The organism is Gilliamella sp. B3783 (assembly GCF_026536125.1).
GTDB lineage: Bacteria > Pseudomonadota > Gammaproteobacteria > Enterobacterales > Orbaceae > Gilliamella.
Genome location: NZ_JAFNOU010000003.1, coordinates 204,812 through 227,003, shown reverse-complemented (window position 1 = coordinate 227,003; position 22,192 = coordinate 204,812). Strand labels below are relative to the sequence as shown.

Below are 22,192 nucleotides of genomic sequence, written 5' to 3'. Positions count from 1 at the left end.
CCCCTTAAATATCTAATACTTGCGGTTGTTGTGCCGCATGATTGTGCTCATTACCAGCATAAACTTTTAGTTTACGGTACATTGCACGACCAAGAGGACCTTTCGGTAGCATGCCTTTGACAGCAATTTCGATGACTTGTTCAGGATGACGTTCAATCATTTCTTTAAAAGTCGCTTCTTTAAGTCCACCGATGTAGCCAGTATGACGATAATAGATCTTATCAGTGCGTTTTTTGCCTGTTACAGCAACTTTTTCTGCATTGATAACGATAATATAATCACCTGTATCAACATGTGGTGTATATTCTGCTTTGTGTTTACCACGCAAACGGCTTGCGATTTCAGTAGCTAAACGACCTAGCGTTTTACCTGCTGCATCAACAACATACCAGTCGCGTTTAACTGTTTCTGGTTTAGCTGAAAAAGTACTCATTCGTAATTATCCAATTTTTAATTAATCTCACGTTAATAAATCATTTGATTTATTTACACTTTTTGATTGTTGCTATTAACTAACTAACCCCTTCGAGTTGTTACATTAACTTTGACAACCGAAAACAGTGTTGGGAAAAACACTGTTGTAACGTGGGTTGCAATATTATACAGAAATATAATAAAAGCGCTACATTTTAAATAAAAAATCATGGCATGCGAAAACACTTGCTGATAAACTCTAAGCGAACTATTAATAACGCATTAAAAATTAGATGGAAAATTTAATTCAACTTACCGATAAAGATTATATAAGCAAGGGGTTACACCGTAAATGCTATCATCACCCAGATGATCCGAATAAGTGCATCAAAGTCAATTATAATGACGGGGCAGAAGAAGAAACCAACCGCGAAATAGCCTATTATAAGCATCTTATTAAACGCCACATATCATGGGATGCGTTAGCACAATATTACGGTCCGGTAAACACCAATTATGGCCAAGGTCATGTGTTTGAACTCATTCGTGATTATAACGGTGAAATAGCGACTCCACTTGAAAAATATTTGTTGGATGAACAGCTAACCAAACAATATTTTGATGCATTAGTCATTTCGCTAAAAGCATTAAAAACAGCATTGTTAAATGATCGAATTATTACCATGACAATCAAAAGTAAAAATATTCTATTTCAACATTTATCACCAGAAGCAAATCGCTTAATTATTATTGATAACATTGGTAATTCGACATTGATTCCTATCGCTAATTATGTTTCTTATTTTGCTAGAGCCAAAATTGAACGCACTTGGCAACGGTTTTTAGCTTCATTAATCAGAGAAAACAAACACAATCAGTTAATCACTCAATTAGTTAACGAGGTGAATCAGTAAGGCGCAATGTTGCTACTGCACCTTTAATATTATCTTGTCTATTGTTAAGGGTGAATACGCCATGATGTAAATTAGATATACGATTAACGATACTTAGCCCAAGCCCTATTCCATTATGTTTTCTATCCATACGGAAAAAAGCTTGGGTCAGTTTTTCACTTTTTGACTCATCAATGCCCATCCCTTCATCGATAACCGAAATAACAATATCTTTGTCGTCCTTAAGGCAACTAACAGTGATGTTAGTATTTTCGGGGCTATATCGATGAGCGTTTTCAACTAAATTACGTACTAATAGACGAATTAACGTCGCATCACCATTAAATGTTACAGTATGGTCAATAACCTGCCACAAAACTAACTGATTTTTTTGCGAAGTTAATTCGCTTAACTCATCGGTTAATGAAATCATGACATCTTGATAAAAATTAATTTTTTGATATTGACCAATAGTAAATTTTTGACTGGCTCTAGCTAGCATCAATAATTGTTCAACTGTATTGACCAAACGATCAATTCGCTCAATTAATTCATGGCAATCAATGTGATGTTTAGTTTCTAATAATTCCAAATGGAGACGAATACCGGCTAAAGGTGTTCGCATTTCGTGAGCAACATCAGCGGTAAAAAGCCGCTCTTGTGATAACGTGTTATTCAATCTTAAAAATAGATTATTTAATACCGTAGTAATCGATTTGATCTCTCGCATATTACTAATTGGGGCAATGGGTTTAAGATTTTCCTCAGTACGTTGGTTAAGATCGTGCTCAAGAACTTCTAGTGGTTTTGTTATCCATTTAATTGCCTTATAAGCTAAAAATAACGTAACTAGCATCATCGAAAAAGCTGAACAAAACAAAGCAAAGATAGCTTCAAGTTCCTCATGTTCGACAACTTCGTCAATTTTATTTTGGCTTAAAGTTAAATTCACTAAAACATCAATCTGTTCTTTACTTTCATGCCATAACCAAAACACGGTGATGATTTGACAAATCAGCATAATAGCGCCCAAAGTAAAAAATAGATTCCAGCGAATTGTGTGACGAATTTTACTGATAGAATTTATGATCATAACATTTTTTCTTAATTGATTGTGCATGGTTAATCGTCTTGAGTATTAAGCTGATAACCGTAACCTCTTACAGTACGTATTAAATTTTTACCCAGTTTATTTCGTAGCCCATGGATATAAACTTCCAGTACATTTGAACTCGGATCACTTTGCCAATCATACAAATCATTTTGCAACAGATCTCGATGGACTTTTTCACCGGCTTTTAACATTAATCGAGATAACACAATAAATTCCTTAGGGGTTAGCATCACTTCTTGATTAGACAAAATGGTCTTTTGTTGTTTTATATCAATGGTGATAGGACCATAACTAATAAGGTTTTCGGCAATTCCCTGATGCCGACGTATCAGCGCTCGAATGCGTGCTAATAATTCAGTCAAAGCAAAGGGTTTAATTAAGTAATCATCCGCACCAAGATCTAATCCTTGAACCCTATCTTCAATAGTATCTCGAGCGGTTAAAATCAATACGGGGATACTAATTTTATTTTTACGCCAGCGTGTTAAAAGCTCAAGTCCATCACAATCGGGCAAGCCAAGATCTAAAATAATCAAACTAAATTGTCCAAATAATAAATGTTGTTCAGCTTGTTCCCCTGTTGCCGCCACTTCACAAACATAACCATTCGCGGTGATACCATCATACAACCCTTTTTGTAACAGATTATCGTCTTCAACAATTAATATTTTCATAATTTTTAAAACCTATCCACGAGCATTTTTACAAGAATTTAAGCTATCGAGTGATTGATTATACTCTTTAGTCTGAATAGCAAAAATGCCTAATAATAAATGAAACAAATTATCATGCGATAAAAGGTCCTGTTTTGCATGATTTTGTAAACATGCTGTATTGATATGATTTAAGTTTGCTAAATACTTTGAAATCCACAAAATAAATGGAATTTTAGTTTGTTGTGTTGGCGCAATTGAATAAGGAAAACTGTGTAAATATAGACCATTTTCACCCAACGATTCGCCATGATCGGATAAATAGATCAGCATCGTGTTATATTTATTTTGCTTACGTTGTAAAAGTTCAATTGTTTGATTGATAATATAATCAGTATACACAATCGTATTATCGTAAGTATTCACTAAACTGCCTAAGTCACAATTAGTTATCTGATTAGTATCACATGTTGGTGTGAATGTTCTAAATTGTTCAGGATAACGTTGATAGTAATTTGGACCATGACTACCTAAAGGATGTAAAACAATTAAGGAATCTTTATCAAGATGTTGCAGCTTTGTGGCTAACTCATTGACAAGCACTTCATCATAACACGCCCCATCTTGGCAAAGTTTGCTACCGCTATTTAGATACTTTTTAGTTATATTTTCATTTTCAATCCTGTTACAAACACCTTTACAACCAGTATTATTATCCAACCAAATTACATTTATACCTTGTTTGTTTAAAATATCGAGTATATTTTCTTGACGTAAAGCTAAAGCTTCATCGTAATTTTTACGTGACATATTCGAAAACATACAAGGGATAGAAAAAGCAGTATAGGTACCACACGACGTTGTATTTTGAAACGAGATAACATCATCACGTTTGCTTAACAAAGGCGTTGTGTTTTTACCATAACCATTTAGTGCAAAATTTTCACTACGCGCTGTTTCGCCAACTATTAACACAACAACTGTTTTAATAGCTTCACTATCACTATTAACGACTTGCCGATGAGCATCATCACCGATTGTTAAAAAAGGGCGATTTTTATTTTGTTCAAATTGATATTGTCCGTATAGTGCACCAATATAATTGGATGGGAGTAGATATTTGATTATTTTGCTATTATTACGCATAAACGTAGCATAATTTTTATAAAAAATAAGCGCAATAAGCCCAACCAATAACAGTGCTAATAATACAATCATGACATGCTTAAATAAAAAATATAATCCTATCGTTCTTGGTTTAATTTTAACAAGTATAATGACAATACTGGGTAAAATCCCTAACAGTAAAATACAGTTTATTAATTCAAAGGTTATCAACGATGCCGATTCAGTAAAACTCGTCTCTAACGTATTTTGCAACATACTGCGATCAATCATAATGCCAAATCTGAGCATAAAATAAGAGAGTGCTGAACCGATTATGACTAAACTACTTGCTACTATTTTAACTAACCATTGATTTAATAGCAGAGTGAGCAGGATAAAAATCACACAAAAAACAACAACAGGCATGGATATAAAAAAGGCAATATTTTCAATAGAATCTAAAGATAATTTGATTAAAACTTGTTTGTAAAAACTGATATTCAAAATTGTCGCTTGATATACTGCAACTGACACAATGAGCGTACGCAGTGATATAGGACGAGTTAAAAGCATTTGAATTATTCTTTTCATAAAAAACCTATACTACATTTATACCTATCCCTAAAGGAAGTTCGTGTTTAGCTATCAACGTTAATGAATATGTAAAAATGAATGATGTTTATTTAATTAAAATACTGATCAGCGAATAAAAATCATTGATAGTAATTTATAAATAATCGGCCATAACTTTTGTATTACATAAGCTGAAATTAAACTCACTATAAAGCCCCCCACTATGTCTAATGGCCAATGGACACCTAAGTAGACTCGGCTCCAACAGACTAAAATAGCCACAACAGTAAATAGCATTAGAAGTTTTTTTAATTTAGCACCGTAATTTAAGCAAATGACTAAACAAATAGTCCAAACAAAAACCGCATGTTGGCTAGGAAATGAACTTGTTTTATCGTGATATAAATAATTGGTCCCTATATTTTGTGCAAAAGGACGCGGTGAATAAAAGAGATGGCGAAGAATAAACGTGACCAATAATGCCAAAGCTAAACCAATGACAATTTTAATAATTAATTGTCGACAAGAAGGCTGTAAAAACCAATAAATGCCTAAAACAATGACAGGCAAATAAACTAAATAATTTGCACAAAAAACAGCAAAATAGACAAATGTTTTTGAAGCTTGTTCTGATGCATTAATGAGTAAAAAAAGTTGAGTATTCACATTGTTCCACATAAAAAAAACCAATATTATTTATAATGTGAACTAATTTAATCAATAAATCTTAATACAACCTTAATGCAATAAATTTCAAATATAAATTCCATTTCGGTTTGATACGCCCAAGTAAGGTGGAATAAGGCTATATTTGATAAAGGGATAATGATTTTACCAAACTTAACATAATCAGAAATTATGGTTAGTTTGGCGGTTCAACAATAATGATCAGTGAATACGAAATAACCGACTTTTTGATAGCATAGATAAAGAAAAATCCAACAACCAGCAAATAATAAAATAAACGACAATGACAAATAAAAATATCTCGGTTGGATAAACCATACTACGATTGTTGATTTGTGTTGCAACAAAAGTAAATTCAGCCACACCAACAATATAAGCTAAAGAGGTATCTTTAATGAGTGAAACCCATTGATTAACGAAAGATGGCAACATCATTTTTAGTGCTTGCGGCAAAATAATAAAAATAATAACTTGTCTTTTAGTCAAACCTAACGAATAGGCTGCTTGCCACTGTTCTTTGGCAATCGCAATCATACCCGCATAAACTGAATGACCAATATAAGCCGCGCCAATTAAGGATAACGCGAATATCACTGTAGCTATAGCTGGCACATCAATATCAAGCAATATAGGTAATAAAAAGTAAGTCCAAAAAATTAGCATAATCACAGGAATAGCTCTTAAAAAACCCAATAAACTAATTAATATATAGCGACATATACCTTTGGCCACCGTTAAGCCTACCCCAGCTAAAATCCCCAAAAGTGTGGAAAAAAAGATAGCGGCAATGCTCATTAATAGTGTCAAGAAAATGCCGCCAGGAAAGTTTCCCCACATTAAATAATCCAGGTTATTCCAAATAAGTGCTAAACCTTTAAGTTCCATAACTAAACCTTGTTACCAAATTGCAGTCGTTTTGCCTGATAAATATTGCCGAGCGTACCTACAATCACTATAGCTAAAATATATAAAAACGTTGCAATGGCAAAATCCTGAAAAGTTTTAAGCGATTCAGTTTCTACTTGTCGAGAAACGTAAGACAACTCTAAGACGCCAATAGCCATGGTCAGGGATGAATTTTTGATAATATTCATATATTGACCAATTAATGGTGGGAATGCGATACGAAAACTTTGTGGCAAAATTATAAATCGCATACTTTGCCACCAAGTCAACCCGAGTGCCGACGATGCCTGCTGTTGCCCTTTACTCACACCGGATATTCCAGCTCGAAATTCTTCAGCAATAAACGCACTAGAATAAAATGTTAAAGCAATCAAACCAATAATAAATTCAAATGACGGCATTTTTAAAGTGAACAAAAATAAATTAATCTGTGGTTCATCAAATAACCACATTTTAAATTCAGCAGGTAATAAACTTCCAATGCCAAAGTACCAAAAAAACAGTTGAGGCAATAATGGCGAATAACGAAAAATGGCGTTATAGCTAACTACAACGCCTTTGATAAATTTGATATGACTTTGTTGAGCAATAACTAGCAAAAAACCCAATACAGTAGATAAAATGATTGTTAAAACCGAAATAGCGATAGTGACTAAAAAACCATCCCATAACCACCATAAGTAACGTGGTTCTAGTAACTGCTCAAACATAAATTATAAACCTTGACCTATTTTAAAATCACCGCGCGGCATAGCTGATTTGGTTTCTGGTCCAAACCAACGATTATAAATCGTTAACGCTTCACCATCATTTTCAAGTTTTAATAGTATTTGGTCAACCTTTTCTTTCAAACGGGTTTCCCCTTTTGGAATACCAACAGCTTGATACTCTTGGGTAATACTAAATGGCGAAATTTCAAATGCGGCGCGTTGTTCGTCAGGCACATTAGCAAGTAACCCAATTAATTTAGCATCATCTTGAGTTATAGCTTGTACCACACCATTACGCAATGCAGTAAAAGCAAAAGGCGTATCGTCATAGGAGATCACTTTAGCTGTTGGATACTTTTCACGTAAAGTAATTTCCATTACCGTACCTTTATCAGCACCAATGCGTAAATTTTTTAAATCATCAGGCGATTTTAATAACCCTTTTTTGGCAATAAATTTTTGCCCGGTAGCAAAGTAAGGTAAACTAAAATCGACTGTTTTAGCGCGTTCATCAGTAACCGTAAAGTTTGCTACAATCAGATCGGCTTTTTGTGAGGTTAGTAAGGGAATACGGTTAGCCGGATTAGTTGGAACAAGATCAACTTTTACATTCAATGCTTTAGCAATTTCATTAGCATAATCAACATCAAGCCCTGCAATTTTATTCGTTTTTTCATCAATAAAGCCAAACGGCGGATTGCTATCAAATACGGCTATTTTAATTTCACCGCGTTTTTCAATATCATCCAAACGATCCGCAAAAGCAGAGTTCGTTCCTAATAAACTACCAATTAATGCTACTACTGTTAGCGTTTTAGTTAAAAATTTCATCTTGATTTCCCCAAATAAGGATAGAGTTAAGTACAGCTAAAGTCTAACAGCAAATAACTGAGGTAAATAAATAATAAATTTTTACATGGTTATAACTAATAGTTATATTAAAAGCAGCAACCTACTTTTTTATGATTGAGTGACTAATGATTGCTGCTTGTTAATTAACATTCTCAAAGACCATCATGCAATTTTGATAGAGATGATTAATCAAAAATATTTTTAGATGTCTGGTTGCACAATATGTTGTTGCTAACTCACATAACATCTTCATTTTATAAACTGCTTTAGCTTCCTATTATTTCATTTTCGACAAAAAAGTAAGCAATCTCTCTTTCGGCTGATGCCGCTGAATCCGAACCATGTACTGCATTTTCAGTCACACTGTCAGCAAAATCTGCTCGCAACGTGCCCGCAGCCGCTTTAGATAAATCAGTTGGCCCCATCAATTCACGATAGCGTTGAATTGCATTTTCACCTTCAAGTACTTGCACAACAATTGCACCAGATGTCATAAATTTTACTAAATTGTCAAAAAACGGTTTACCTTGATGTTCAGCATAAAAGCCCGCCGCTTGTTCTTGTGTTAATTTCAACATTTTTAATGCAATAATCTTGAATTTTGCTTGTGATATACGCGTTTCAATCTCACCAATTATCTGTTTACGAACTGCATTTGGCTTGATAATTGATAAAGTTCGTTCTATAGCCATAAGTTAATCCTCATTAATTGAAGCTAAATTTGACACGTGCAATTTGACCACTTTCATCTAACAATAATAAAAAGTGTTCACCTTTTTGTGATAAAGTGACTGCAACTTTATCACTATCCATCGAATGTGCAATAAGATTGCCATCTAAAAACCACCATTTTTCTCCATATCCCCCCTCTGGTGTTAAATCAACGGTGACTTGATTGTTGCCGGGCAATGCCCTAAGTAGTTGTTTATCATTTAGTCCAACAATATTGAGTGACATAAAAACATCTTGCCCCATTACAGGACAACGTTTATCAATTGGTGGCAATAAAGCCCGTCTTTTCTCTTTGGTTAATAGAAAGTTTTCTAAGGATACTGGCCATAGCGCGACTTGTTTTTTTTGCGCGCCAGGGCAATCCGCCGCGACACGCTCACCTTGTTCATTAACCCAAATCGTTATCGAACCAGAACGATAAATATTATTTTTTAACTCACTATAGGTGCTTAATGTTGGTGGAACCATATTATTCAATACCCATGCTGTTTTTTGGCGGTGACAGTTTGCATCTGACTCAGGAAGCGGTTGCCCTAATGGCCAACAAATTTTTATAGATGATACTGATTCTGGTTTTGGATAAGCAGTAAGTGGACGATTTAAACGGTTTTCTCGGTTTAATAAAATAGAATTAACATGTTGTAAAATTGGCATTGCAGAGATTGAACCATATTGCCCCACAACAGGCGTTCCATCAGGCCGCCCTACCCAAACCCCAATTAAATATCGTGGATTAATACCAATTGCCCAAGCATCGCGATAGCCATAACTGGTTCCGGTTTTATAAGCTAATAAATTATTATTAATTAGCATTTGTCTTGTTATCCAAGCGCTACCATCTGAAATAAGGGGTTTAGTAATTAATGGCGCTTGTTGAGTAAAGCGCAAAGGACTCACCTCACCATGCCTTGCAAATGCACTATAAGCGCTGACAAGATTATCCATTCTTACAGAAGCGCCACCTAATATATAAGAGATATTCGGTTCATTTGCTATGGACGATAACGGTAAACCGATGCCAGCCAATTTACCGGCAAATCGTTTTGGCCCATATAACTCAATTAATTGTACCGCGGGTAAGTTTAATGATTTACTTAACGCATCCGATGCGCTAACCGGGCCATTAAATCCCTCATCAAAATTAGTGGGTCGATAATCAGTGGTAATACGTGGAACATCTTGGAGTAACGATTCTGAATGAATCATACCATCATCAATGGCAAAAGCATAAATGAAAGGTTTTAGTGTAGAGCCAGGCGATCTTAACGCACTAATCATATCCACTTGGCCAAAGCGCTCTTTGTCATTAAAATCAGCTGAACCGATATACGCTTTAACTGTCATATCAGTATGATCGACAACCAAAATAGCCAATGATGTTTTAGGAGGTAGTTGTGAGGCTCGATTGATGGCTAAATCTTCTAAATTATATTGAAGCGAAGCATCAATAGTGGAATGAATAATATCCTCATTCGGATATTTCTGTTTTAGACGATAAGCCAATAAAGGCGCCAACTGCGGTGCTTTTCGTGGATAGACCCAAACTTCGTCACGTCGGACTTGATCGATCAAATCATTAGGCCACACCTTATATTGCGCCAATCTATCTAATACTTTATCGCGAGCTTGCTTCGCTCTTTCAGGAAATCGATCAGGCCTCAATCGACTTGGCGCTTGAGGTAATACGGCTAATAATACAGCTTCACTTCTTGTTAACGCTTTGGGATGTTTACCAAAATAGGACCAGCTTGCTGCGCCAATACCCTCTATTGTGCCACCATAAGGAGCATGATTAATATATAAAGTTAAAATCTCCTTTTTACTATAATGTAATTCAAGTTGCAGGGTTCGAAAAAGCTGTTTTAGCTTACCGAGCAGTGTTCGATCATGTGGATATAATAATCTCGCCACTTGCATAGAGAGAGTACTGCCTCCGGAAATGATTCGATCATTAGCTATATTTTGCCAAGCTGCACGGACTAAAGAAACCGGATTGATACCGATATGATCGTAAAAATAACGATCTTCATAATTTAATAAAACGTCAAGATAATAGTCGGGCACTTCATCAAGGTTGACCGAATAACGCCAAACACCATTTTGGTCTGCAAATCGCCATAAGGGTGTTTCATCTTCAGCAACAACCGTCTGCGTAGTTTTATTTTGGGAAATAGATAATGGAAAAAGAGAATCAGCAATCAAAAAACTACCGACTAATAAAACCAATAATATCAATACAAATTTGAATAATTTATAAAAGTGTTTTTTCATTATTGTTGTTATGTGACCTTGCTAAATATACTTACAAATAAAAATTCCGCCAAATATTTTGGCGGAATAATCAGTCAAGTTTATTGATATTTGATTAATTTTGTTCCTTTTTCGGATTTGAAATAGTCATCAAATCATGTGATTGTCCTATCGCAAAGCGTTCTGGACGATACATAGATTCAACATAGGGATAAGGAATCATATAATCGCCTGGCGTTACCGCTCTAACTAAATAAACGATACGTTTACGATAGGTATCTCGCGCTACATATTTTTGCAGATTAACGGCGGCAACATATCTATCATCTCGATATTCTTGATATTTAATATCACTAATATCCTCATCTTTCATTAAATCCGCTATAGCAGGAATTGATGATAAATTTACGCTACTATTAGAAAGATTTTGATTTTCAAGTTCCAAACCTGCTGGTAAAAAATCAACAATCAAGGCATCATTAACAGGTTTTTTAGCCGTTACATCTAAAACTACAACCATCATTGAACCAACCTCTAAAGTTGCTGGTGATATGTTATTACCCTGCAAATCGTAATAGCGACGACTGATATTAAAGAAATCATCAGGTGACGTTGGTGCTGGTTGTGTATTGGAATAACCAGTAACAGAAAACTTAATATAAAGTGGTTCACTCGATTCTGCATTTTTAATCGTTAACCCTTGAGCTAACCCATCATAATCATAAGAGTGTGAAAAAACCGAATTCACGTCATTAACTTTACCATTTATCGTCACGTTGAATTTATGACCAGTGCTATGTTGTTCTAATGACCAACCAGCAATAAACAATGCGTTTAGCTCTTGTGTTGAAAAATAGCGTTTATCATTTAATAAATCTGATAAATTAAATAAATAACTAGCTTGATTATTTTGAGCCATATTGTTATCTAACAGTAAAGAGAGTATTAATGCTTTATCACGTATTTCACTGCCGTAATTACCTAACCAGTTATTATTATACTGATATGGCGTGCTGAAAATTAATGGTAATAATTGTTCATAGATAGGTTGATAACCATTCAATTTTGCAGCAACCGCTAATTGTGCTAAAGGTAATGGTGAATAGATAAATGACTTATCACTATTAATTTTGTCTGATAAATAATTTACCTCGTTACGCATTGCTGAGGTAATTTTATTTTGTTTAGTTAGCACCATTAACGCATAAGCTTTGATTGACAACTTGGTAAACTCAAGATTACGCGAATCTCCATAATAATTAAGATTATTAAATGCAGATGCATCATAAATATATTGACCTATGCGCGTCATTGCTAAATCAAGCGCTTTATCACTAACTTGATAACCCCGTTCTTTAGCTTGCAATAAGAAGTCAGTTGCATACACAGTCAACCAATGCTCTTCTTCGTTATGGCTATTCCATAAACCGAAGCTGCCGTTACTGCGTTGCATTGATAAGATACGTGAAATACCCAATTGTACTTTTTCACGACGTTTATCATCAGCATCGGTTTGAATGCCTAACTCTGCAAGTTGTTCACTATTGGCATATAGCGATGGGAATAAACCACTGGTTGTTTGTTCCAAACAACCGTAAGGATATGCAAATAATGCTTTGATATATTGAGCAATATTCAAGGGTGGTTGATTAGAGATAACCAACTGCCCAGCAACAGTGTTATCAATTAATCCCGTTAATGCTTGGTCTGGTAATTGCCAACTTTCATTGGCATTTAATGCTGCTACATAAGATCGCGTTGTACCAGCATAGGCTGGTCTTACGCCAATTGACCATGAACGTTCAATGTTAACCTCTGAATTACCTTCGAGTAAAATACCTTTGACCGCTATCGTCACTGAACCTGCACCATAACCATAATCCGCAATTACAGGAATTTGAATAATCTCTTTTTGTTTACTATCAAGTTTAACCGATATCGTTTGTGCTTCATTTTGCTTAATCAAACCCGCGGTTGATACTTCAATTTGCATAGTTTGTGTGCTATCAGTCAAATTATGCACATCTAACGCTAATACAGCGCGATCACCACCAGATAAAAATCGCGGCGTAGATAATTCAACCACAACCGGCGCGGCAACCTTCATTTTTTTATCCGCTTTACCAAAACGGTTATCATCCCATGCTTGCGCCATTATTCGTAGTTCACCATTAAAATTAGGTAAAGGTAAATTAATCTCACCTTCACCTTCGTCATTTAACTCAATGGTATTGAGTTGTTGTGCAACAATTTGAACGTCATTTGACGGTTTTTTCCCGCCAGCGCCCATCGCATCACCACCGAAGCTCATGTTAACATTACGACCGGTAGCTTCAATTAATTTGCCATAGACATCATAAATATCGACATTATAACGTTTACGCCCTAAGAACCCAGCATAAGGATCGGGGGTGACATAATCAGTAATATTTAACACGCCAGAATCAACTGCTGAAACCAATACAGTCACTTTTTTATCTTTCTGGATAGATGATGGATCCATTTTAATTTTAATCGGCACAACGCTTTCTGGTTGTACTTGTACCGGTGCATCAATTGAAAAATTTAATTGACGATTAGCCGTATCAATCGGTAAATAAAGCAAACCAATTGCGCGTTTGACAGTTTGCACTGAAGCGTCCGTCGACGGGCGAACAATCATGGCACTAATGTAAATATCATGTCGTCCCCATTTTTCAATAGGAATGTCGACATCTAAACCTTCTTCACCCACTGTAATGGCTTTTTTCCAAATGGTGCCATCGTTGGTTTCAAGAGAAATATAGCCAGAACCTGCTACAGGTGCTTGAACATTAACTTTAGCGACATCGCCAGGATTGTAAGATGGCTTATCAATACTTAACTTAACTTGGTCTGGACGTACCGATTTAGTACCTTGAGTATTATCCTCCCAGTCATAACCAGACCAGAATCGAAAACTTGTTACGACTTTAGTGTTAGTATCGACAACTTCAACACGATAAGAACCATAATCGGTTGGTTGATAGGCTATTTTTGTGGTACTGCCTGGCTCAATCGATAACTGATCTTCCGAAACGACAAACTCCTTGGAGTTGTAACTTTGGCTCCAGCCATCTACATCTGACCACACCCAATAATAATTATAACGCTCACGAATCAGTCTAGCTTTTAATGAATTTGTACCTAATTTTTCACCATGCGTATCAACGTAAGCGATTTCGAATTCAGCATTACTATTTATGTCTACAGTAGGACGCTGTAAATAATTATCGCTATTCCAATCATAATAAGGCGAGTCTTCAAATAATGCTCGAATTGCCGGCATTTTAGGTGCTGGCCAAATAGTTTGCGTTGCATAACGTGTAACCGGCCTACCGCCAGAATCTAGCAAACTAGCTTGTAAAACAACTTTGACAGGCGATTGCGTTTCGGACCAATAAACTTTCTTCACATCAATTTGAGTTAAGCCATCGTTATCTAACTCCAACCCTAAAGAATCTAGATCCTCATATAGATTATCATCAGTAACTGGACCAATTTTAAAATCAGCTAATCCAGCAATAGTGTCGGCTTTCTTTAAATAAAGATTCGCATCTAAGCGATTACCGGATGCAGGTGCGCCATATAAATACCAACCTTTGATATCAAAGGAAACATCTTCATCCTTTAGAATTGGCTCATCAGATAAACTGTGAATTTCCATTGCCATACGTTCTGGCAAAAACTCTTCTACTTTGAAGTTCCATTGGCGAAAGTTATCATCACCTAAATTAAAACGAATTGTCCAATTACCTGTTGCGGCATCATCGGGAATAACAAACTGTTGTTGATATAAACCATTGGTATCTGCACGACTTTTTAAATGGAAAGTTTCAACAACTCGACCATTAGTCGATATCACCTCAGCGATGATGGGTTGTTCAGGTAATGGCTGACCATCTGCGTCGCGTAATAGTGCATTGAAATAGACGGTTTCTTTTGGACGATAAAGATCACGAGGGCCAAAAACAAACAATTGTTTTTGATAAAACGGCGTACCAGATAGATTGAAATCCGTTAAATTGAGTGCGTTTCGATCAATCGTCACAAATGAGGTTTGCTGGCCATCAGTAGCCGTCAATATGTTATAGGCAGAGCTTTTTGTTTTGGTAAATTCAGCATAACCATCTTTATCTGTTGTTGCTGTCAGGTTTTTACATGTTTTGTTACTATTTTCGGTTTGGCATAGCAGTGATAAATTAATATTGGCGAGTGGTTTACCGTTATCTAAACCATGAGCCATTACCGCTAATTTACCATTTTTATAGTGATGAAGTGAAACCCCAATATTACTTATTGAAAATATTGTTGCTGAGTTATATTCATTATAAGTTCCTGCTTGATTAATTACCGCAATATAAACCCCTTCTTGATTGAGTTTAGTAATGTTAGAAAGGTTAACGATAATGGTTTCTTGAGCATTCGGTTTAGGATTAAGATCAAATCTTGAGGAATAAACTAAGTCAGTAAATTCGCTCATTTCTTGCGAACGCCAAATAGATAACATATTAATAAAGCCATAATTATCGATCAAACTGGATAATTTTTCTGGCTTAATTTTGAAAAAGTTTATATCAACTTTGTCAACATTGAGCGTGGTAATAGGTAACCCACTCATCGATTTACTTGGTAATAATAATCCAGTACTTGCAAAGCCGACTGTTGGCTTACGGTCTTGAGTGGTTATCTCGGTTTGATAAACTTCGGGTAAATGACTATCATTAATAGCTGATAACATTTTATCAATAGTTAAAACTAATTTACGATCTGGTTGAAGATAACGAAGTTTTAATTCAAGGCCATTATCAGACAACTCCCAAGCGCCATCAACCACACCACTCTCTTTGTCAACCAATCTCAATAAATTTGAAAAATTCAATTTTGGATTGATAGGAACAGAAAACGTCACAACTAAAGTACTTGTACCATCAATAATAACTTCTGAACTATCGATAACTTTTAGGCTTTTACCTTTATATTTTTCAATTAATTCAGGTGTTGGATTAAACGAACTATGAGATTGCGAATTAACATTCGAATTATGCGTAGAATTATCGGTAATGAGCTCCGTTTTATTAGTACTTTCTAAATCGACAGTTTTCTTTTTTTGATCGTCACAAGCACATAACGCCAAAAACAAACCTAACACAGCCAACTGTTTTATCAATCTCATTGTTTCATCTAATCCTTACTATTACAGGTAAATATACTTGTTATTTTATTGACGATATTATGTCCTATTGCATAAAAATTAGCAAAGAATCTTTATCAAGATTTTTAGCCTATCTTGAGATAAATAAATTTTTCATATTAGTAAAAAAATTAGCGGAATGAGGTTATTGAAGGAGGCGTATGAGATTTAGAACTTATCATGAAGTCAATAAGCTCTAAGTATCTATATTTTCTAATATTATTCGATAATTAATAACTGATTTACGATGTTTTGATAATTAATTTTTTTAAGATAAAGTTCAAAATAATGCCATAAAGCGGTAAAAAGAATAAGCCACAGATAATAATTTTAAAACTATAATCGATAGCGGCAATTTCAACCCAATGCGTTGCCATAAACTCATCGCTCGTTTTATAAAATGCGATCGCAAAAAAGACAATAGTATCAATACCATTACCTAATACAGCTGATGCCGAAGGTGCTACCCACCATGCTCTATTTTTACGTAAATAATTAAACACAGTGATATCCATCAATTGCCCAACTAAATAAGCGGCAAAACTGGCTAAGGCAATACGGAAAACAAAACTGTTAAAATCAGACAAAGCTGAAAATCCCATCCAATGTCCTTCAAAAAATACGACCGAAATGGAATAAGAGAACAGTAATGCCGGTATCATAACAACAAAGATAATTTTTCTGGCAAGGCTAGCACCAAATACCCGAATGGTTAAATCGGTAGTCAGAAAGATAAATGGAAAGGTAAAAGCGCCCCAAGTGGTATGAAAACCGAAGATATCAAACGGGATTTGCACCAAATAATTACTTGAAGCAATAACCAAAATATGAAAAAACGAAAGCCAGCCAAGGGCTTTCATTTGTTGCGTGTGAGTAAATTTGCTTGTTTGCTCTGAATGCGTGTTCAGATACATAAATTTTCCTTTTTTATGGGGTGAGTGAACCCAGTATGACAATTAATTTGAATGATTAAGGTATTGGTTTAAACCTTTCTCGCGAAGAATGCAGCTAGGACACTTACCACATCCACCCTCTACCCCATAATAGCAAGTATGGGTATGGTTTCGGATATAATCCAAATAACCTAACTTATCAGCCATTTCCCATGTTTGAGCTTTGGTAAGATACATTAAAGGCGTTTTAATATTAAAAGCGTAATCCATAGCTAAATTCATTGACACATTCATCGATTTGATAAAGATATCTCGACAGTCCGGATAACCACTAAAATCAGTTTCACATACACCAATAATAATATCTTTAATACCGTGTTGTTTGGCATAACAGCCCGCTAACAATAAAAATAACATATTGCGCCCATCAACAAAGGTATTAGGATAATCCCCGTCTTTGGCAGCTTTAATTTCCTGCGCGTCATCAATCAACGCATTATTGGTCGTTTGTTTGATCACTGAAGTATCAATGACGGTTTGTTTCACACCAAGATCTTCAGCAATCCATTTAGCTTTTTCAAGCTCAATGGCATGTCGTTGTCCATATTGAAAACTAATGGTTTCGACGTTTTCACGTCCATAATCTGCAATGGCTTGCAGTAAACAGGTGGTAGAATCTTGCCCACCAGAAAATATCACTAGTGCTTTACGATTTTGCATTTTTAACTGTTCCGATTTGATTTTTTCGACAAAAAATTAGCGATTATCAACTTTTTCAGGATAGAGATCGTGATTAGCCAAACGGTTCATCGCTATCTGTTCCCAATTGGTACCAGCTTTACCATAATTGGCATAAGGATCAATTGAGATACCGCCGCGCGGTGTAAATTTTCCCCAAACCTCAATATATTTAGGATCCATTAACTTAATCAGATCTTTCATGATGATATTAATGCAATCTTCATGATAATCGCCATGATTACGAAAGCTAAATAGATACAGTTTGAGTGATTTACTCTCAACCATCTTAATATTTGGTACATACGAAATATAAATCGTAGCAAAATCAGGTTGACCGGTTATCGGACAAAGACTGGTAAATTCCGGGCAGTTAAATTTAACAAAATAATCATTACCAGGATGTTTATTATCAAAGGTTTCCAAAATATTTGGACAATAGTCAGTTGGATAGCGAACAGATTGGTCGCCAAGTAGTGTAATTTTACTCATTAAATTTTCCTTAGTTTTTTAGCGTGGGAGGTTCACGAACCACGTAGTAAGGCGCACACCTTACTATTTTTAATGGCAAAAGTCTAGGATAATAGCTGTCTAACGCGATGTTAAAAACGCTATCAATATTAAGCTTGATAGCGTGAAGATAAAAAATAAGCAGGTTAGCAATTTATTTAACTGCTACTTGTTGATAATAATCAGCAAGTTTTTGTTTAGCATCCGCTAGTTCTTGTTCGGCTTTTTGTACTTTTGCTTTTAACTTATCAATTTTTTCTTGATCGAACTTTTTACTATCTTTAGCGTATTTTTCAGTTTTTTGAGCTAATTCATTCTTTCTTTCAACAACTTTATCCGTTTTTTCGGCAATATCTTGCTTATATTTTGACTCTAAATCGGCATTACTACAATGCGTATTAACTTCATCAAGCGCTTTCTCAAGCCCGTTAATTTTATGGCTGTTATTATGGCTTTTAGCTTGTTCAATTTCGGCTTGAATAGCCTGCTTTTTGCTTTCACAAGTTAGCCCTTCAGATTGATGATTTTGCGCAAAGCTGTTCATTGAGCAGGTTGTGACCAAAGTCAACATACTTAATTTACTGACTAACTTTATTACTTTTTTCATATTCATTTCCCCAATTGTTTATTTTCTCAGTTGTATACAATCAACTTTATGATCTTTCCCTTTGGTTAGAATCAAACTTGCTCGTTCCCGTGTTGGCAAAATATTTTCGATCAAATTTAATTCATTAATTTCTCGCCAAAGGCGGTTAGCAATATTCACAGCTTCTTGTTCTGGCAACTGTGAATAATGGTGAAAATAGGAATTAGGATCACTAAATGCCCCAGCTCTAAATTTCAAAAATCGATTGACATACCAATCATGTAATAACGGTAATTGTGCATCGACATATATTGAAAAATCGACATAATCAGAAACAAATACCCGATTGTTAGCTTGAGTATAATTGACTAAACCTTGTAAAACATTTAATCCTTCAAGAATTAAAATGTCGGGACTGTCTATAATAATTTCTTCATTTTCGACAATGTCATAAACTAAATGCGAATAAACAGGGGCACTGACCTGTTTTTGCCCTGACTTAATGTCAGCAACAAAATTAATCAATTTTTTGATATCATAAGATTGTGGAAAGCCTTTTTTATTCATTATTCCACGTTGTTCAAGACATTTATTTGGATACAAAAATCCATCGGTTGTCACCAATGCAACTTTGCGATGTTCAGGCCAACGTGTCAAAAGCGCCTGTAATACTCGAGCAGTGGTGCTTTTACCGACAGCCACACTACCTGCGATACCAATAATATAAGGGATTTTCTGACTTTTACCTAAAAATTTTGATAACACAACCTGCCTAGAAAGGCTATTACTAATATAGTAATTAAGTAGTCGAGATAAAGGCAAATAGATTTCACTTACCTCATCCATCGATAAATCTTCATTAATTCCTTGTAACGAAGTTAATTCTTCGGAAGTTAAAGTCATTGGTACCGCATTACGCAAACTTGCCCACTCTTTACGGCTAAATTGCATATAAGGACTCAAATGATTCTTCATATTTTACTTTTCTCTTTGATGATTAATGCAAAAATAATCGGTTCAGATTATACATAATTCTTATTTTTTACAATCACAAATTAGCATTGATGCTTCATCGTAGCTATCTGGATGAGTTACTGATAAAATATGAAACGTAAAATTTAACTTGGATATAAAATTGAGATTATATGTTAAAAACTAAATCGAAGCTAAAACCTAAAAAAACCCGTCAAGAAATAAATGAAGAGTCGCGTGAACTGAAACGCAAACGTAAACATAAAGGTTTACCGAGCGGTTCACGTTTTAATGGTCAAGATAACAATCAACATAAAAAATCATCCAATACCATTAAAGATCCGCGAATTGGTAGTAAAAAGCCAATTGCCTTAGTTGCGGATGATGCAACAAGCAAACCTGTTTTAGTCAAAGAGTCAAAACCAATAAAAAAACGCTTATCCCCTCAAGAAGAGTTAGAACAATTAGAAAATGATGCAAAATTAGAGCAACTACTTGATTTAGTCGAAAGTGATAGTAAATTAACCAAAGAGCAACAGTCATACCTTGATAGCAAACTAAACCGTATAGAAGAGCTGATGCAACAGCTTGGTTATAGTGATGATGATTTTGATGATGAACAAGATGAAGCGAAAGACGATATCGTCAATTTATTAAAACGTCATTAAAAATCGATTAAATGATCATAATCCGACGTGAATGTGATTATAAAGTATTTAAGTCATATCAATTAAAATACAGCGATTTTAATTGATATGATCTTAAAATCGGTATTGTTCAATACAAATCAGCTTAGATAAATAATGAGAACATAATGCCATTACTAATAATGCTTAGTTTATATTTTGGATTATTGATTTGTACGTTACTATTTTTAAAAAAAACCAATCGTATAAAAAATAGAACCAAAATCAAAACTAAACAAAAACCAATTAAAAAAAAATCATGGAAATAGCAATGTTAGATGCCGAATTAAATAAAAATAATAATAAAATTCAAACGCAATTATGGGATCAAAGATTAATTGAAAAATATAATTATTCTGGTCCGAGATATACATCATACCCAACAGCGCTCGAATTTAATGAAAATTTTAATGACCAAGATTTTTTAGCGGCGGCCAATCGTTATCCCGATAGACCATTATCGCTTTATGTTCATATCCCTTTTTGCCATAAGCTTTGTTATTTTTGTGGTTGTAACAAACTAGTTACCCGCCAGACTCAAAAAGTTACTAAATATTTAGATATACTCGATATTGAAATTGAAAAGCGATCACAACTATTCAAAAACCGTATTGTCTCGCAAATGCATTGGGGCGGCGGTACCCCAACCTTTTTGACCAACGATGAAATTACCCGCCTGATTGTTTCGCTAAGAAAGCATTTCAATTTTGCGCAAAATGCTGAACTGTCAATTGAAATTGACCCACGGGAAATTACTCCTCAAACTATTGATCATCTTGCTAGCCTCGGATTTAATCGACTGAGTATGGGAATTCAAGATTTTAATCACGAAATTCAAAATTTAATTAATCGTGAACAAGATGAAAATCTAATCCGCTCATTAATTAAGCAAGCACGTAAAAATCATTTCCATTCAATTAGCTTGGATCTTATCTATGGATTACCTAAACAAACAGTAGAAAGTTTTACCGAAACCTTAAATAAGGTTATCGATATTTCACCAGATCGATTGAGTGTCTTTAATTATGCTCATCTTCCTAGTCGTTTTGCCGCTCAGCGAAAGATCAAAGATCAGGATTTACCTAACGCTAATCAAAAATTGCAGATTTTACAAACCTGTATCGAAAAATTAACCCAAGCTGGTTATCAATTTATCGGTATGGATCACTTTGCTAAACCCACTGATGAACTGGCAATCGCGCAGCAGCAAAATAAATTGCACCGCAATTTTCAAGGTTATACCACGCAAGGTGATGCTGATTTATTGGGACTTGGTGTATCGGCAATTAGCATGCTGGGTGATAGTTATGCGCAAAATCAAAAAGATCTAAAAATTTATCAAAACCAAGTTGAACAAACTGGCAATGGTTTATGGAAAGGCTTTAATTTAAATAATGATGATATTATTCGGCGTGATGTGATTAAACAGCTTATTTGTCATTTTTATTTAGACAAAAAACAAATAGAGCAAAAATTTACTATTCAGTTCGATGATTATTTTGCGCAAGACTTATCGTTACTCAAACCATTACAACAAGATGGTCTGGTCATGATTAGTGATGATACCATTGTTGTACAACCCAAAGGACATTTATTAATTCGTAATATATGTATGTGTTTTGATAGTTATATGCGCCGTATGGCAAGACAGCAACAATTCTCACGCGTGATCTAGTTCACTTTACTCACGCATGAATATTCGAT

19 protein-coding genes and 1 riboswitch are annotated in these 22,192 nt (G+C 34.9%); of the genes, 3 read left to right on the top strand and 16 right to left on the bottom strand.

Translation table 11 applies throughout. The annotated features are described in order from the left end of the window. Positions 1-4 precede the first annotated feature (4 nt). Positions 5-433, bottom strand: a complete 429-nt coding sequence (gene rplM / locus J3U59_RS04640; RefSeq protein ID WP_065566227.1) for a 50S ribosomal protein L13 — start codon at positions 431-433, stop codon at positions 5-7. Positions 434-707: 274 nt separating this feature from the next. Between rplM and J3U59_RS04635 the strand changes: the two genes are divergently transcribed. Continuing rightward, positions 708-1,328 (top strand): YrbL family protein, encoded by a 621-nt coding sequence (locus J3U59_RS04635; RefSeq protein WP_267333089.1) that lies wholly within the window; start codon positions 708-710, stop codon positions 1,326-1,328. Here the strand turns inward: J3U59_RS04635 and pmrB are convergent. The 15 genes from pmrB to coaA form a co-directional block, all read right to left on the bottom strand. Beyond that, positions 1,309-2,400 (bottom strand): two-component system sensor histidine kinase PmrB, encoded by a 1,092-nt coding sequence (gene pmrB / locus J3U59_RS04630; protein ID WP_267333090.1) that lies wholly within the window; start codon positions 2,398-2,400, stop codon positions 1,309-1,311. The genes J3U59_RS04635 and pmrB overlap by 20 nt on opposite strands. A gap of 29 nt (positions 2,401-2,429) precedes the next feature. Then, on the bottom strand, positions 2,430-3,095 hold the full coding sequence (pmrA, locus tag J3U59_RS04625; RefSeq protein ID WP_267333091.1) for a two-component system response regulator PmrA: 666 nt from the start codon (positions 3,093-3,095) through the stop codon (positions 2,430-2,432). A 12-nt stretch (positions 3,096-3,107) separates the two neighbouring features. Beyond that, positions 3,108-4,772: a phosphoethanolamine transferase EptA gene (gene eptA, locus J3U59_RS04620; protein ID WP_267333092.1), complete on the bottom strand. Its 1,665-nt coding sequence runs from the start codon at positions 4,770-4,772 to the stop codon at positions 3,108-3,110. A 108-nt stretch (positions 4,773-4,880) separates the two neighbouring features. After that, positions 4,881-5,420, bottom strand: a complete 540-nt coding sequence (locus J3U59_RS04615; protein WP_267333093.1) for a phosphatase PAP2 family protein — start codon at positions 5,418-5,420, stop codon at positions 4,881-4,883. A 222-nt stretch (positions 5,421-5,642) separates the two neighbouring features. After that, positions 5,643-6,326 (bottom strand): amino acid ABC transporter permease, encoded by a 684-nt coding sequence (locus J3U59_RS04610; RefSeq protein WP_267333094.1) that lies wholly within the window; start codon positions 6,324-6,326, stop codon positions 5,643-5,645. 2 nt (positions 6,327-6,328) lie between these two features. Next, on the bottom strand, positions 6,329-7,057 hold the full coding sequence (locus J3U59_RS04605; protein WP_267333095.1) for an amino acid ABC transporter permease: 729 nt from the start codon (positions 7,055-7,057) through the stop codon (positions 6,329-6,331). Between the two features lie 3 nt (positions 7,058-7,060). Then, positions 7,061-7,894, bottom strand: a complete 834-nt coding sequence (locus J3U59_RS04600; RefSeq protein WP_416379559.1) for an ABC transporter substrate-binding protein — start codon at positions 7,892-7,894, stop codon at positions 7,061-7,063. Positions 7,895-8,175: 281 nt separating this feature from the next. Then, a complete protein-coding gene (ndk, locus tag J3U59_RS04595; RefSeq protein ID WP_267333097.1) occupies positions 8,176-8,601 on the bottom strand; it encodes a nucleoside-diphosphate kinase in 426 nt (141 codons plus the stop codon). Positions 8,602-8,614: 13 nt separating this feature from the next. Further along, the gene (gene pbpC / locus J3U59_RS04590) at positions 8,615-10,912 is read right to left on the bottom strand and encodes a penicillin-binding protein 1C (protein ID WP_267333098.1); all 2,298 of its coding nucleotides are present in this window, start codon (positions 10,910-10,912) and stop codon (positions 8,615-8,617) included. 94 nt (positions 10,913-11,006) lie between these two features. Further along, complete coding sequence (locus J3U59_RS04585) at positions 11,007-16,085, bottom strand: alpha-2-macroglobulin family protein (RefSeq protein WP_267333099.1); 5,079 nt, start codon at positions 16,083-16,085, stop codon at positions 11,007-11,009. A 260-nt stretch (positions 16,086-16,345) separates the two neighbouring features. After that, complete coding sequence (locus tag J3U59_RS04580; RefSeq protein WP_267333100.1) at positions 16,346-17,017, bottom strand: 7-cyano-7-deazaguanine/7-aminomethyl-7-deazaguanine transporter; 672 nt, start codon at positions 17,015-17,017, stop codon at positions 16,346-16,348. A 42-nt stretch (positions 17,018-17,059) separates the two neighbouring features. Then, positions 17,060-17,737, bottom strand: a complete 678-nt coding sequence (gene queC / locus J3U59_RS04575; RefSeq protein ID WP_255307649.1) for a 7-cyano-7-deazaguanine synthase QueC — start codon at positions 17,735-17,737, stop codon at positions 17,060-17,062. A gap of 15 nt (positions 17,738-17,752) precedes the next feature. Further along, entirely contained in the window at positions 17,753-18,226 is a 474-nt protein-coding gene (gene queF / locus J3U59_RS04570) for a preQ(1) synthase (RefSeq protein ID WP_065633549.1), read from the bottom strand. A gap of 4 nt (positions 18,227-18,230) precedes the next feature. Next, a riboswitch (PreQ1 riboswitch) is annotated at positions 18,231-18,275 on the bottom strand. 123 nt (positions 18,276-18,398) lie between these two features. Next, positions 18,399-18,851, bottom strand: coding sequence for a DUF1090 domain-containing protein (locus tag J3U59_RS04565; protein ID WP_267333101.1), 453 nt, complete (start codon positions 18,849-18,851; stop codon positions 18,399-18,401). An 18-nt stretch (positions 18,852-18,869) separates the two neighbouring features. Then, entirely contained in the window at positions 18,870-19,805 is a 936-nt protein-coding gene (coaA, locus tag J3U59_RS04560; protein WP_267333102.1) for a type I pantothenate kinase, read from the bottom strand. Positions 19,806-19,975: 170 nt separating this feature from the next. Here coaA and yihI point away from each other — a divergent pair, with 170 nt between their 5' ends. Beyond that, complete coding sequence (gene yihI / locus J3U59_RS04555; protein WP_267333103.1) at positions 19,976-20,470, top strand: Der GTPase-activating protein YihI; 495 nt, start codon at positions 19,976-19,978, stop codon at positions 20,468-20,470. Between the two features lie 289 nt (positions 20,471-20,759). Further along, positions 20,760-22,163 (top strand): oxygen-independent coproporphyrinogen III oxidase, encoded by a 1,404-nt coding sequence (hemN, locus tag J3U59_RS04550; RefSeq protein ID WP_267333104.1) that lies wholly within the window; start codon positions 20,760-20,762, stop codon positions 22,161-22,163. Positions 22,164-22,192 lie beyond the last annotated feature (29 nt).

Excerpts from the sequence above, each read along its gene's own strand:
- rplM (WP_065566227.1), bottom strand. The coding sequence starts at position 433 with ATGAGTACTTTTTCAGCTAAACCAGAAACAGTTAAACGCGACTGGTAT.
- J3U59_RS04635 (WP_267333089.1), top strand. The coding sequence starts at position 708 with ATGGAAAATTTAATTCAACTTACCGATAAAGATTATATAAGCAAGGGG.
- pmrB (WP_267333090.1), bottom strand. The coding sequence starts at position 2,400 with ATGATCATAAATTCTATCAGTAAAATTCGTCACACAATTCGCTGGAAT.
- pmrA (WP_267333091.1), bottom strand. The coding sequence starts at position 3,095 with ATGAAAATATTAATTGTTGAAGACGATAATCTGTTACAAAAAGGGTTG.
- eptA (WP_267333092.1), bottom strand. The coding sequence starts at position 4,772 with ATGAAAAGAATAATTCAAATGCTTTTAACTCGTCCTATATCACTGCGT.
- J3U59_RS04610 (WP_267333094.1), bottom strand. The coding sequence starts at position 6,326 with ATGGAACTTAAAGGTTTAGCACTTATTTGGAATAACCTGGATTATTTA.
- J3U59_RS04605 (WP_267333095.1), bottom strand. The coding sequence starts at position 7,057 with ATGTTTGAGCAGTTACTAGAACCACGTTACTTATGGTGGTTATGGGAT.
- ndk (WP_267333097.1), bottom strand. The coding sequence starts at position 8,601 with ATGGCTATAGAACGAACTTTATCAATTATCAAGCCAAATGCAGTTCGT.
- pbpC (WP_267333098.1), bottom strand. The coding sequence starts at position 10,912 with ATGAAAAAACACTTTTATAAATTATTCAAATTTGTATTGATATTATTG.
- J3U59_RS04585 (WP_267333099.1), bottom strand. The coding sequence starts at position 16,085 with ATGAGATTGATAAAACAGTTGGCTGTGTTAGGTTTGTTTTTGGCGTTA.
- J3U59_RS04580 (WP_267333100.1), bottom strand. The coding sequence starts at position 17,017 with ATGTATCTGAACACGCATTCAGAGCAAACAAGCAAATTTACTCACACG.
- queF (WP_065633549.1), bottom strand. The coding sequence starts at position 18,226 with ATGAGTAAAATTACACTACTTGGCGACCAATCTGTTCGCTATCCAACT.
- J3U59_RS04565 (WP_267333101.1), bottom strand. The coding sequence starts at position 18,851 with ATGAAAAAAGTAATAAAGTTAGTCAGTAAATTAAGTATGTTGACTTTG.
- coaA (WP_267333102.1), bottom strand. The coding sequence starts at position 19,805 with ATGAAGAATCATTTGAGTCCTTATATGCAATTTAGCCGTAAAGAGTGG.
- yihI (WP_267333103.1), top strand. The coding sequence starts at position 19,976 with ATGTTAAAAACTAAATCGAAGCTAAAACCTAAAAAAACCCGTCAAGAA.
- hemN (WP_267333104.1), top strand. The coding sequence starts at position 20,760 with ATGTTAGATGCCGAATTAAATAAAAATAATAATAAAATTCAAACGCAA.